At 56.7% G+C, this 13,693-nt stretch carries 10 protein-coding genes; 4 read left to right on the top strand and 6 right to left on the bottom strand.

Annotated elements, in window-relative coordinates:
• Positions 1 to 141 precede the first annotated feature (141 nt).
• Positions 142 to 4,734: a glutamate synthase large subunit gene (gene gltB, locus AC0LWT_RS15855; RefSeq protein ID WP_474682227.1), complete on the bottom strand. Its 4,593-nt coding sequence runs from the start codon at positions 4,732 to 4,734 to the stop codon at positions 142 to 144.
• 425 nt (positions 4,735 to 5,159) lie between these two features.
• Here gltB and AC0LWT_RS15850 point away from each other — a divergent pair, with 425 nt between their 5' ends.
• The 4 genes from AC0LWT_RS15850 (at position 5,160) to AC0LWT_RS15835 (ending at position 8,616) form a co-directional block, all read left to right on the top strand.
• Positions 5,160 to 6,137, top strand: coding sequence for an HD domain-containing protein (locus tag AC0LWT_RS15850; RefSeq protein ID WP_474682226.1), 978 nt, complete (start codon positions 5,160 to 5,162; stop codon positions 6,135 to 6,137).
• 46 nt (positions 6,138 to 6,183) lie between these two features.
• Complete coding sequence (locus AC0LWT_RS15845; RefSeq protein WP_474682225.1) at positions 6,184 to 6,783, top strand: thymidine kinase; 600 nt, start codon at positions 6,184 to 6,186, stop codon at positions 6,781 to 6,783.
• A gap of 69 nt (positions 6,784 to 6,852) precedes the next feature.
• Positions 6,853 to 8,034, top strand: a complete 1,182-nt coding sequence (locus AC0LWT_RS15840) for an MGDG synthase family glycosyltransferase (protein ID WP_474682224.1) — start codon at positions 6,853 to 6,855, stop codon at positions 8,032 to 8,034.
• A 24-nt stretch (positions 8,035 to 8,058) separates the two neighbouring features.
• Complete coding sequence (locus tag AC0LWT_RS15835) at positions 8,059 to 8,616, top strand: hypothetical protein (protein ID WP_474682223.1); 558 nt, start codon at positions 8,059 to 8,061, stop codon at positions 8,614 to 8,616.
• A 5-nt stretch (positions 8,617 to 8,621) separates the two neighbouring features.
• Here AC0LWT_RS15835 and AC0LWT_RS15830 read toward each other — a convergent pair whose 3' ends face one another.
• Genes AC0LWT_RS15830 through AC0LWT_RS15810 form a run of 5 tightly spaced genes read right to left on the bottom strand, consistent with a single transcriptional unit; the run spans position 8,622 to position 13,631 of the window.
• Entirely contained in the window at positions 8,622 to 9,635 is a 1,014-nt protein-coding gene (locus tag AC0LWT_RS15830; protein ID WP_474682222.1) for an ABC transporter ATP-binding protein, read from the bottom strand.
• A gap of 15 nt (positions 9,636 to 9,650) precedes the next feature.
• Positions 9,651 to 10,433, bottom strand: coding sequence for an ABC transporter permease (locus tag AC0LWT_RS15825; RefSeq protein ID WP_474682221.1), 783 nt, complete (start codon positions 10,431 to 10,433; stop codon positions 9,651 to 9,653).
• Positions 10,430 to 11,239 carry an ABC transporter permease gene (locus AC0LWT_RS15820; protein WP_474682220.1) on the bottom strand — a complete coding sequence of 270 codons (810 nt, stop codon included), beginning with the start codon at positions 11,237 to 11,239 and terminating at the stop codon, positions 10,430 to 10,432. The genes AC0LWT_RS15825 and AC0LWT_RS15820 overlap by 4 nt, the downstream gene beginning before the upstream one ends.
• A gap of 5 nt (positions 11,240 to 11,244) precedes the next feature.
• Positions 11,245 to 12,444: a serine hydrolase domain-containing protein gene (locus AC0LWT_RS15815; protein ID WP_474682219.1), complete on the bottom strand. Its 1,200-nt coding sequence runs from the start codon at positions 12,442 to 12,444 to the stop codon at positions 11,245 to 11,247.
• 35 nt (positions 12,445 to 12,479) lie between these two features.
• Entirely contained in the window at positions 12,480 to 13,631 is a 1,152-nt protein-coding gene (locus AC0LWT_RS15810) for a serine hydrolase domain-containing protein (protein WP_474682218.1), read from the bottom strand.
• Between the last annotated feature and the right edge of the window lie 62 nt (positions 13,632 to 13,693).

Here is a 13,693-nt window from a genome sequence, read left to right as displayed (position 1 = left end):
GACAAACTCCTGGGAGTCTGTCCGAAGAACTCAGCAGAAGGTATATATCTGCAAAATGATAGTAATCATGCAGCGTAAGCGGCAATATATGCGGTCATGATTCATCCGGTATGCACAAAAGTAACTCCGTCGGACAAACTCCTAATTGCCGCCGACGCGCGACACGTCCTTCATGTTCGCCTCAAAAGCGACCATAACCGCTTCCTGCTGGCTGAGTCCGGAACGTTTCACCTTCTCGATCGCTTCGAACATCCGTTTGTAGTCCTTCGGAATAACCTTCACAAACTTCCAGACGAATTGTTCCCAGTTGTTCAACACGTGATGGGCAACCGAACTGTCGGTAAACGTGGCATGATGCTGAATCATCGTCTTCAGCTCATTCATTTCGTAAGTTTCTTCCAACTGTTCGAGCAAAACCATTTCCCTGTTCACCCTGCCGGCAAAATCGCCCTGCTCATCGAGCACGTAGGCGATGCCGCCCGACATGCCTGCGGCAAAGTTGCGGCCCGTTCGCCCCAGCACGACGACGCGCCCTCCGGTCATGTACTCGCAGCCATGATCGCCGACGCCTTCCACGACTGCACGCGCGCCGCTGTTTCTCACGCAGAAGCGTTCGCCGGCTATGCCGCGGATGTAAGCATCCCCATCGGTCGCGCCGTAAAAAGCGGTGTTGCCGATGATGATGTTCTCCTCCGGCACGAATACGGACTTGGCGGGCGGGAAAATCGCCAGCTTGCCGCCGGACAATCCTTTGCCGACGTAGTCGTTGGCATCGCCTTCCAGCGAAAGCGTGATCCCCTTCGGCACGAAAGCGCCGAAGCTTTGGCCCGCCGAGCCGTTGAAATGCAGGCGGATCGTATCGTGCGGCAGCCCTTCCGCTCCATAGCGGCGGGTGACTTCGCTGCCGAGAATCGTGCCGACGACACGATTCGTGTTGGCGATCGGAAGGATCGCATGCACATGCTCCTTCCGTTCCAGCGCAGGCTCGCAGATGGCCAGCAGCCGCGTCATGTCGAGGGAACGGTCCAGGCCGTGATCCTGCTCGATTTGGCAGAAGCGCCCCACGTCTTCGCCGGCTTCCGGCTGGTGCAGCAGCGGCGACAAGTCGATGCCCCTCGCCTTCCAATGCTCGACGGCCTGCCTGGACTCCAGCGCGTCGGTGCGCCCGACCATTTCTTCGACGGTGCGGAAGCCCAGCTCCGCCATAATCTCGCGCACATCCTGCGCGATAAAAGTCATGAAGTTCACGACATGCTGCGGGTCGCCGGCAAACTTTTTGCGCAGCTCCGGGTTTTGCGTCGCGACGCCGACCGGGCAGGTGTCCAGATGGCATACGCGCATCATGACGCAGCCGATCGTGATGAGCGGAGTCGTCGCGAAGCCGAACTCCTCGGCGCCCAGCAGCGCCGCCACGACCACGTCGCGCCCGCTCATCAGCTTGCCGTCGGTCTCGACGGCAATCCGGCTGCGCAAGTTGTTGAGCACGAGCGTCTGATGCGTCTCGGCCAGCCCCAGCTCCCACGGCAGTCCGGCGTGGCGGATGCTCGTCTGCGGCGATGCGCCCGTTCCTCCGTCGTAGCCGGAGATCAGAACGACGTCCGCCTTGCCTTTCGCTACGCCCGCAGCGATCGTGCCGACGCCGACTTCGGAAACCAGCTTCACGCTGATCCGGGCGCGCGGGTTGGCATTTTTGAGATCGTGGATCAGCTCCGCCAAATCCTCGATCGAATAAATGTCATGGTGCGGCGGAGGCGAGATCAGCCCCACGCCCGGAGTAACCCCGCGAACCTCGGCGACCCAGGGGTACACCTTCGATCCCGGCAGCTGGCCGCCCTCGCCGGGCTTGGCACCCTGCGCCATCTTGATCTGAATCTCGTCGGCGTTGACGAGATAATGGCTCGTGACGCCGAAGCGGCCGGACGCCACCTGCTTGATCGCGCTGCGGCGAAGATCGCCGCTTGCGTCCGGCGCGAAGCGCTCCGGATGCTCGCCGCCTTCGCCGGTATTGCTCTTGCCGCCGATGCGGTTCATCGCTATCGCCAAAGTCTCGTGCGCTTCCTTGCTGATGGAGCCGTATGACATGGCTCCGGTCTTGAAGCGCCGCAAAATCGACTCGATCGGCTCCACCTCTTCGATCGGGACCGGCTCGCGCCCGTCCTTGAAGCTGAGCAGGCCGCGGAGAGCCATATATTTCTCATCCTCCCGCCGGATGAGCTTCACAAAATGTTTGTACATCGCGTAGTTGTTCGTCCGCACCGCCGTCTGCAGCGCATGCACCGTCTCCGGCGTATACAAATGCTCCTCGCCGTCCTTGCGCCACTGCAGGTCGCCGCCGGTATCCAGCACGCGGTCGCGGCCCTCCTGCCCGGAGAAAGCCCGGTTATGGCGAAGCAGCGCTTCCTGCGCCACCACGTCGATGCCGATGCCGCCGACCGGGGTAAACGTCCATGTAAAATATCGGTCCACAAACTCCTGGCTAAGCCCGATCGCTTCAAAAATTTGCGCCCCGCGATAGCTTTGGATCGTGGAAATGCCCATTTTCGCCAAAACTTTGACGACGCCTTTCGTCGCCGCTTTCAAATAATTGGCCGTCGCCTTCTCCGTGTCCACGCCGGCCAACTGTTTGCGGCGGATCATGTCGTCCAGCGTCTCGAGCGCCAGATACGGGTTGATCCCCCCTGCGCCAAAGCCGAGCAGCAGTGCAAAATGATGCACTTCCCGCGGTTCGCCGGATTCAACGAGCAGGCCGACTTTAGTGCGCGTGCCTTCGCGGATCAAATGGTGATGCAGCCCGGACGTTGCCAGCAGCGCCGGAATCGGCGCGTTCCTGCCGTCAACGCCGCGGTCGGACAAGATCAGCAGCGTCGCTCCGTCCTGAATCGCCCGATCGGCGGCGGCAAACAGCGCCTGCATCGCGCTTTCCAGACCGGAGGCTCCCTGTGCGGCGTCGAACAAAATCGGAAGCGTAACGGTTTTGAACCCTTCGCGCTGAATATGCCGCAGCTTCGCAAGCTCCCCGTTCGTCAGGAAAGGCGTCTTCAGACGAATCTGGCGGCAGCTTTCCGGTTCGGGGGCGATCAGATTGCGCTCAGGCCCGATGGTCGTGCCCTGTGCGGTAATGATCTCTTCGAAGTTCGCGTCGATCGGCGGATTCGTGACCTGCGCGAACAACTGCTTGAAGTAGTTGTACATCAGTTGCGGCCGATCCGACAGCACGGCAAGCGGAGCGTCGATCCCCATCGAGCCGACGGGATCTACGCCTGTTTTGGCCATAGGCTCCAGCGTTTTGCGCAGCTGCTCGAACGTATAGCCGAAAGCCTGCTGGCGCTGCAGCACGGTATCGAAATCGGAGCCGGGCACCGCCTGCGCGTCCTCCAGCTCATCCAGGCTGACCAGGTGCTTGTCGAGCCAGTCCCGGTACGGCTGTTCGCCGGCGATCCGGGTTTTGATCTCTTCGTCGGACACGATGCGCCCTTCGACCGTATCTACAAGCAGCATGCGGCCGGGCCGCAGGCGCTCTTTGTGCACGATGCGCTCGGGGGCTATATCGAGCACGCCTACTTCGGAAGCGAGCACGATCAAATCGTCGCTCGTCACGTAATAGCGCGACGGACGCAAGCCGTTGCGGTCCAGCACCGCGCCGATGATGCTTCCGTCCGTGAAGGCTATGGCGGCCGGGCCGTCCCACGGCTCCATCAAAGTGCTGTGATATTCGTAAAATGCTTTCTTTTCGTCGTCCATCGTTTCGTGCTTGGACCAGGGCTCGGGAATCATCATCATCGCCGCATGAGGCAGCGAACGTCCCGCGAGCATCAGAAATTCCAGCGTATTGTCAAACATTTGTGAATCCGAACCGGCCGTATCGATTATCGGAAGAATGCGTTTGAAATCTTCGCCGAACAACTCGGAATCGCACATCGCCTGGCGCGCATGCATCCAGTTGACGTTGCCGCGCAGCGTGTTGATCTCTCCGTTATGAATCAAATAGCGGTAAGGATGCGCGCGCTCCCAACTTGGAAACGTGTTCGTGCTGAAGCGGGAATGAACGAGTGCAAGCGCGGACTCCACTTTGTCATCCTGCAGCTCCAAGTAATAAGCATCCACCTGCCCGGGGGTCAGCATTCCTTTATAAACTATAGTACGGCTGGACAAGCTGGAATAATAGAACGGAATATTGCTGTAAGATGTTAAGATAGCGTTTTCAGAAAGCTTGCGGATGACATACAATTTGCGTTCAAAATCGAGGTTGCTTGCGGTGTCCCCTGCTTGGCCGATAAAAACCTGGCGAACGAAAGGCTCCGCCGACTTGGCCGATTCGCCGAGCGAGCTGTTATCCGTCGGAACCGTTCTCCAGCCGAGGAAGAACTGACCTTCTTCGTTCACGATGCGTTCGATCATATTTTCGCACGCTTGTCTGGCTTCCAAATCCTGCGGCAAATAAACCATGCCGACCCCGTAGCTGCCTGCCGCCGGAAGCTTGATATTGTCCTGCTTGCATGCCTCCCGGAGATAAGCGTCCGGAATTTGCATCAGGATGCCCGCTCCGTCGCCGGTATTGGTTTCGCAGCCCTGGCCCCCGCGATGATCCAAGTTGCAAAGCACCTTAAGCGCCTGCTTGACGATTTCGTGCGATTTGACGCCTTTAATATTGGCCACGAAGCCGATGCCGCAGGCGTCATGCTCGAACTGAGGATCATACATTCCCTGTTTGGGAGGTAATCCGTTTCTTTTCATGTTGGGCAACCTTTCTTTTCCTGATTTTTTCTACCGGGTTCATCGGACAGACTCTATGGTGTGCTTTAACGCAGTAAAATCCTATTTTCATTTTATATTATCATCTGGTTTCCTATTGATCAATTGAAAAAATTGAAAAGAATGGATTTTCAGACTATTAAAAATAATTCTTTTTCAAGGTGCGGTTAAGAGGCCCTTACCACACTTTCAAACACCGGGACTTAACGGCTATGCGGCCGGGCGGCAGTCCTATTTTCGGAAACCGGCATTTGCCCCTTCATCCGCGTCCCTGCTGCATAAAAGGCATGTTTTGCGATTGTATTTCATACGCTCATGATAGCGAACCTTCTCTATTTCATGCTATGATAGCTTAAGCCGCTGCAATGAAACGCCCATCCAGAATCACACCCTAGGAGGACCCTGTTTTGAGTATTCAGCACACGTTTACTTCCGGTACGATTTGGGAGCCTCTATACCGTTTGGAGATTCAAGCTCACCCGGTAGAGATCGCGCTCTTCCGGTCGCAGCCGGTTCGGCGTTTGAAGTTTTTGCATCATTTCGGCGCCTCTGCGCTGTTTTCGCCCGTGACCCATTCCCGATTCGAGCACACCGTCGGCGTCTGGTCGCTCATGGCTCATTTTTTCCCGGACGATCTGCAGCTGCGGGTTGCCGCTCTGCTTCACGACATCGGGCATCTGCCTTTTTCCCATGCGATCGAGCGCACGATCGGATTCGATCATCATGAGCGCACCGGGCAGCTGCTGACAAGCGGCGAAGTGGAGCAAATTTTAGTGAAATACGGCATGTCTCCGGCTTCCATCGTATCTTTATTGAATCAGGACAGCCCGTTAACCAACAAAACGACCCTTATGGGACTGGATCACCTAGACAGCTTTTTAAGAGATACTTATGCCGCCGGACGCCATCTGCAGCCGCCTTCCGAGCTGATTAGAAGGCTGCGGATACGCGGACATTATTTGGAAGCGGATGCCGATACCGCTATGGGTCTCATCCACGCCGTCGTGGAAGATCACCGGATCTTCCTGCAGCCGGAATTTTTGGCGATGGACGCGCTGCTGGCCAAAGCCGCGACACTCCACTGCGGAGTCTCGCCGGATGCGAAAGAGCGGATTCCCGCGCTCACCGACCATGAATTGATTCAGGAGCTTTTGCAAAGCGGCGACAGTCAGGCCGGGGAAATCATGAATGTGCTTATGTACGAGCCCCATCGGATTCGAATCGCCTACGAGCCTGTGCCCGGCAGCATTCAAGTCAATATTCGCAAGCTTTATAAAAAGCAGCCGCTGATCGCAGGCAGGCCCGCTTCGGAAGCGAGCATCGACGCCAGACGAAAGCTGGACGAACTGGACCGGCTGGCCGCGACTTACTTTTTTACCATTTGACAGTGAATTTTCTTTCATTTTATTTACGCAGAGAGGACTGGCCGGGTTGGCAAAATTATATTTTCGTTATGGAACGATGAACAGCGGCAAATCGATTGAAGTGCTGCGGGTTGCCCACAATTATGAGGAGCAGGGCAAAAAGGTGCTGCTGTTCACCCCGGTAGTGGACGACCGGTTCGGCGTCGGCAAGATCACCTCCCGCATCGGTATGTACAAAAGCGCCATCGTCGTCGACGATCAGCTCGATATGATCCGAATGGCGCGCGACGAGCGGCCGAACTGCATTTTGGTCGACGAGGCCCAGTTTCTGAATAAAGAGCAGGTGGGACAGTTGATCGATATCGTGGACGATTTGGACATTCCCGTCATCGCTTACGGGCTTCGCGCCGATTTCCTCGGGCAGCTGTTTGAAGGAAGCAACGCGCTGCTCGCAGTCGCCGATACGATTGAGGAGATTAAGACGGTCTGCTGGTACTGCGACAAAAAAGCGATTATGAATATGCGGTGCAAAGACGGAGAGCCTATATTCCACGGCGAGCAAATTCAGATCGGGGGCAATGAGAGCTACGTGCCGGTATGCCGCAAATGCTATGCCGCAAAACGAAAGCTGGCAACCCCGTTAGTGAAGGGCCAGGCCCCGGAGTGAACGTCTAATCTTGTACAGTCTGATCGCGAAAAGCCGGTTACGGCTTGATCGCAGAGAAAGGTGAGTGCCTTGCGCAAAAAACGGATCCTGCTTTTCTCCGAGGGCTTCGGCAAAGGACATACTCAAGCCGCGCACGCGCTGTCCGTGGAGCTTAGGCAAAGCTCCTCCGAAATTATTACGCGCGTGATCGAGCTCGGCGCCTTTTTGCATCCGACGCTGGCTCCCTTGATTTTTTCGGCATACCGCCGCACGGTGACTACACAGCCCAAACTATATGGTATGATCTACCGCCATCAGCATAAAAAATCGCTGAATCGCGTCGCAGGACTTGCTCTGCACCGGCTCTTCTACTCGCAGACGAAAGCCGTGATCGAGCAGTTGAAGCCCGATATCATCGTCTGCACGCACCCTTTTCCGAGCATCATCGTATCCCGGTTAAAGCGAGCCGGCCTATCCGTGCCGCTCTTTACGGTCATCACCGATTACGACGCGCACGGCACCTGGATCGACCCGGCCGTAGACAAATATCTCGTCTCGACGAATACGGTCAGAGAGCGGATGATCGAACGCGGCGTTCCGGCGGTGCAAGTGGAAGTTACCGGCATCCCCGTGCATCCGAATTTTCGCCGCCAGCACAGCAAAGAGCAAATCCGCAGCGAATTCGGCCTGAAGGATATGCCTACGGTCATGGTCATGGGAGGCGGCTGGGGCATTTTCAAGAAGGATGAAAAAGAAGACCTGCTGACTTATATCGCCACCTGGAAAGATCGCGTTCAGCTGCTCATCTGCCTGGGCACGAACGAAAAAGCGCGCCAGCAGCTTCTCGGGGAAACGGCTTTCCGGCATCCGAACGTCCATCTGATCGGCTTCACGCAGGAAATCAACAAGCTGATGGACATCTCCGATCTGCTGATCACCAAGCCCGGCGGCATGACCTGCACCGAGGCGATGGCCAAAGGCATCCCGATGCTGTTCTACAGCCCTATTCCGGGGCAGGAGGAAGAGAACTGCCAATATTTCCAAGAGCAGGGCTACGGGCAAATGATCACATCGCTGGAAATGATCGATCACTGGTTCGGGCTGCTGCTGGAGCAGTACCCGCTTCTGCTGCAGCGCCGGTCGGACATCCGCTCCCGCCAGCAGTTCCGGGCGCAGGATTGCTCCAAAGCGATCATTCACCATTTGAAGCTGTCCGAGAATCGCCCCTATATACAGTCATCAACAAAAACACCGCTCATACAATGGTATTAACCATTTGTAAGGCGGTGTTTTTTTATGGAGCCCGTTCAGCGGTTCGGCAAACAGTTCATCTTCGCTTATTTGCTCGTCTGGTTCGTCGGCAGCCTCTGGATGATGGCCGTGCTCGGCAGCGGAACGCTGCAAGGGAAGCTGCTGGGCATCGATGTGAAGCTGTACCGCGACTACGCTTCTTTCGGCTTCGCCGGCGCGCTCGGCGGGGCGCTCTACGGGCTGCGGATGTTTCATGAGCATTATCACAATCTGACCACACAATGGATTTATTGGTATGTGATGCGCCCCATGCTCTGCTTCGGTTCGGCCATCGTCACGATCGTGCTGTTCAAAAGCGGCATCCTGCTGCTGCAGGTAGGCGATTCCATGGCAGCGCGCATCAGTGTAGCCTTCCTGACCGGGTACGGCTACGGGAAGTTTATGGAAAAGATCCGCGCGCTCACCGATACGTTCTTCAACGGGAACGGAAGTAACGGGAGCAACGGCGGCGGCGGGGGTGGCGGAAACGGCGGCAATGGCAGCAATGACGGCGGCGCGAACGGCAGCGGAAAAAGCGGCGATGGGGACCAGCCGCCGCGCTGAGGCCGTCAGCGGGAAGCTTGCCCCGCCGGAGCCGCCTCTCGGCGGGCATCCGCGTGGTACAGCTCCTTCATGATCGTTTCGATCGCCAAAGGCGCGATCGCCATATCGTGCACGCCGTACGTTTCATTGATCTCCGCGATAAAACGCTTGAGCGGCAGCGTCTCCGTGTCGATCTCCAGCTCCAGCTCGCAATCGCCGCCTCTGCTCAGCAGGCGGATGCCTGCCTCCAGGTCGCTGTCGCGCAGCGGCTTCTCCGTCGTAATCCGCACCATCTTTTTGCTGCCGAGCCGCCCTCTCAGCGACTGCAAGCCATCGTCGAAGACAATCTCCCCGTGATTGATGACGATGACGCGCTCCGCCAAAGCTTCCACATCGTCCAGATCGTGTGTGGTCAAAATAAACGTCGTCCCTTTTTTATTCATGCTGCGGATAAAATCACGGATGTTCTCCTTGGCGATGACATCCAGCCCGATGGTCGGCTCATCCAAAAAAACGAGCTTCGGCTGATGCAGCATCGCCATGATGAATTCGCATTTCATCCGCTCCCCCAGCGAGAGCTGCCGCGTCGGCTTGCGGATAAGTCCGGTTACGCCGAGCAGGGACGATAATTCCTCCAGCGTATCCTTGTAAGGCTTGTCGGGTACGCCGTAAATCGATTTGTTCATATAAAACGCATCGATCGGCGGTATATCCCACAGCAGCTGCGATTTCTGCCCGAAAACAGCGCCGATATGCCGCACATATTCGCGCCGCTGCTTCCACGGCACATACCCGAGCGCCCGGACTTCGCCGGACGTCGGATGGAGAACGCCGCTGAGCATTTTGAGCGTCGTCGATTTCCCTGCGCCGTTCGGCCCGAGGAACGCCACCATCTCCCCCTGCCCGACCTGAAGCGAAATGCCGCGCACCGCGCACACTTCCTTCATCGGCCGATGAAACACATTCACGAGCATTTCCTTCCAGGTGTGCCCGCGCTCATAGGTCGTATATGTTTTCGTCAAATCCCGCATCTCGATCATACAATCTCCCTTTCCTTATCCGCCTGCGCTCGTATAGTGGCGCAGCATGCGATGCCAGAAGCCCAGCGTCAGAGCGAGGAACAGCAGAGCGGCAGCTGTCATCAGCCATGTTTCCGCACCCGCCTGGCCGAGCAGAGCCTGAGCCGGAATAAAAGCAATCAATGCGATCGGCATCACGTAGGTCAGCAGGTTTTGAAACGACTTGGCGAAAATCGTCCCCGGATACATGCCAAACGCAGTGACCGCATCGAAAATATCGTAAACCCGGCTGCTGCCCACCCATTTGAACAACAGCGCGGACATGACAAACGAGAACGATGCCAGCACGGTCAGCGACACAAACAGCATAAGGGCAAAATGCAGCCATTCCGCCGTCGTCGGCGCCTTAATCCCCGAAAGCGCATAACCGAACAAGATCGCCCCGCCGAACAAACGGCCAAAATCGTCGACATCAAGTCCGTACAGCATCGACATGAATAGTACCGGGCGCGGCTTCAACAGCAGCAAATCGAACGTGCCCTCGCGGACATGCCCGAGCGTCGTGCCGATCATTCCGAAGAAGAACGGAAAGGCGATTCCTTTGGATAAAGCGAAAATAGCCTGAATAAGCATCGCTTCATGCAGTGTCCAGCCCGGAAATGACGCCCCCGACTTATACACAAGCACTGTAATCAAAGGCACGATCAGGTCGCCCGCCACAAGCAGCGCGATGCTCAGAAAAAAATGGCTGCGGTACGCCATCTGCTCGCCGAATTTGGTGCGGATCACAGCCGCAAAGCAGGCGGCAAGTCCTCTCATACCCCCACCCCCGCGAACCGCCGCAGCGCCGCATTATAAAGAACCAGCATCAACGCGCCCATCAACGCCACCGCAATCGCCTGGAGCGCGACGGCTTGTGCAAGCGGCAGACGGATGCCCGCCAGCTCGTAATCGCCGATAATGACCCGCGTCGGCAAGTAAGCGATGAACTGAAACGGCAGGAAAAACAGCACTTTTTGCAGCGCCTCGGGAAAAAAGGAAAGCGGCACGAACACGCCCGCCGTTATATCCTTCAACAGCAGCATCACACGGCGGATGCCTTCCGCTCTGACGAGCCAGAAAGCCGTCAACCCCACCATATAATTGATGATGAAGTTCATCAGAAAACTGAGCGCAATCGACAAGACCGCCCAACCGGGATTAGCCGGAATCAGATCGACTTGAAAAACGAGCAGGAACAAAAGCCCGATCGGCACGAACTCGATCCAGAAGCCCAGCGTGCGATGCCCCAGCTTTTGGGCCAGGGCGAACAGCCAGTGCGGCATCGGGCGCAGCGCGAACGTCACGAACTTCCCCGTTCGGACGAGCATCTGCAAGTTCCAGTCCGCAAAATCGAAAATCAAATAATGAATGACGGCGGAAATACCGTAGTAGGCCAGCATTTGATGCAGTGTCAGGCCATTGATCTGCTCGCGCCCTTCATACACCGCATGCCAGATAAAATACTGAACCAAATAAAAGACAGGCCCGACAAGCAGCGAAACGGCCATATGCGACCGAAACGCCGCCCATTCCTTGTAAGTGGCGAGGCCTACTGCGGCAATCGACTGCGGAAGCGTTCTCATGGATGCTACTGCCACCCCGACCAAATGATCGTCTGCGGCGAAATGACGGACTCGGCCGACCAATCCGACGCGGACGGTGTGAAGAACACGATAACGGCTCTTTCCCGGGGGTCGACGATCAGCTTGCAGCGCCCGGCCCCTTCATGGCCGAACGAGCCCGGCGACACCCACTCGTCGCCGCTCGGCATCCAGGGGCCGAGCCCGAACGGAACATCTTCAAGACGGTTTCCCCAATGCACGCCGCCGATTTTGCCAGAGGGCTTCCGGAGCATGCGCTCCACGGATTTGCGGGATAAAATTTTAACCCCACGCCAGGTTCCCATGCCCAGCAGCATATTCCCGAATTTGCACAAATCTTCCGGCGTAGAATACAATCCGTACCCGCCGCGGGGCGGCATTGCAAGGTGGGCGTAAGGATCGTTCCCGTCTTCTTCGTCTTTCAAATGCTTTTCATCCCAGTCGTTGACCGTACACACTTCAGAGCGAAGCGATTCGGGCACCTCGTAAAAAGAGCGCGTCATGCCAAGAGGCTCCACGATATGAGTCATCACATAGCTCTCAAAAGGCATCCCTGACGCTCTGGCGACAATCTCCGCAAGCGCGGCATAGCCGATAGTGGAATACGCGTAAGCTTCGCCCGGCTCATGGAGCGGCTTCCCGGACAACATCGCGCGAATCCATGCCGTTCGGCGCAATCTCGCAAGCTCGTCCTCGCTTTTCTTTTCAGAATCGCGGTCAGGATCGAATGCGAACAGCACCGACCACCAGCCTCGCGAGTACGGCTCCGTATAATAGCCGCCATCCGCCTGAAGTCCCGACGTGTGGGAGAGCAAATGCCAGATTTGTATCCGCTCGAATAAAGGATGCTTGAACTCTTCGGTCCAGTTGGAAACCCGCTGATCCAGAAACAGCTTGCCTTGCTCGATCAATTGAAACACGGCGGTCGCGGTAAACAGCTTGCTGACTGACGCCGACTTGCGGATCGAATCGATGTTGAACGGCGCATGGTTGTCGTCTTTATGCGACAATCGGCCGAACGCTCCGCCGGCAAATATCTCTCCGTCCCGCATCAACATGTAGGAGGCGCATTGGATGCTCTTTTTATCGATTAGCTGTTGAAAATGATCGTTCAGCCGGTTGATGGCTTGAGGTTCATACCGCGCCTCTTCCGGACTGATATGGCTGAATGACATTTGTGTAAGCATGAGAGGTGTTCACCTTTCTTCCGCGGTTGACCGCTTTATAGTAGTCCCGACCATGCGATCGCACGGGGAGTGACGACGGATTCGTCCGTGTAGCCTTTAATGCTGGGAACGAAGAATACGAATACCAATTGTTCGACCGGGTCGATGTACAAGCCGCAGTGTCCGAAGCCTTCGTGGTTGAACGTGCCCGGCGAGCACAGGTCTTTGCCGTACAGCGACCAGCCGAGGCCGAACGGGTAATCTTTTTTCCTGTCCCCCCATCCGTTGTGCGGGATTCCTTGCAGATGATTCGTCGTCTGGATTTCCACCGCCCGTTTGGACAATACCCTCGTACCGCCCCATACGCCCCCGTTCAGCATCATTTGCCCGAACCGCCACAAATCTTCCAATGTGGAATAAAGACCGTTGCCGCCGCGCGGCGGTCGTCCCTCGAACGGCTGGGGATTGTACAACTCCCCCCTTTCCCATTCGTCGACATAGCACACTTGTTCGTGCAGATGCCCGGGAACTTCAAAGAAGGTGTGCTTCATCCCCAGCGGGGCGGCGATTTCATCGATGACGTACTGCTCATACGGCTTTCCGGACACCCGTGAAACGACTTCCGCCAAAATGACGTATCCGGCCGAGCAGTAGATCCACTCCTTGCCAATCTCATTTTGCAGTGGCCCGCTAAGCAAAAGTTTGATCCAATTATCGGTCAGGCCCGATTCTTTGGCCTGCTTGTACCACCATTCGTACCACGGCAGCCCGTAGGGCTCGGCATAAAAGCCCGGATCAGCGGAAAGACCGGATGTATGCGTAAGCAAATGAAATATACTAATATCCCGATGGAGCCCCGTATCGAATTCGGGCACGATTGAACTTACTTTTTGCGACAAGTGCAGCTTCCCCTGATCGATCAACCGGTGAATGGCAGCCGCCGTGAATACTTTTGTAATCGAATACACCTTGCGGATCGTTCCCGGCTGCAAAGGCCCGCTGTCCGGCTGCCACGTCTGCCTGCCCATCGATCGGTGCGCGAACACCCGGCCGCCGCGCGCGAGCAAGTAGCCCGCAGCTTGAATAGTCCCGATGTCTATCAAATGCCGGTAGTGCTCATCAAGCCGTTGCAGAGCCGAAGCGTCATATCCCGCTTCCTTCGGGCTTATGTCCGTCCAGCCGTTTCCTGTTGCAATAAGCTGCTCCATCGTACACCATCCTCGTCGTTTGTTTGGATAATCATGGAAATGTAAGACCTTACTATTGTAAG

It is taken from the genome of Paenibacillus sp. sgz302164, from assembly GCF_056120505.1.
This window is presented reverse-complemented; position numbering and strand designations above follow the sequence as displayed.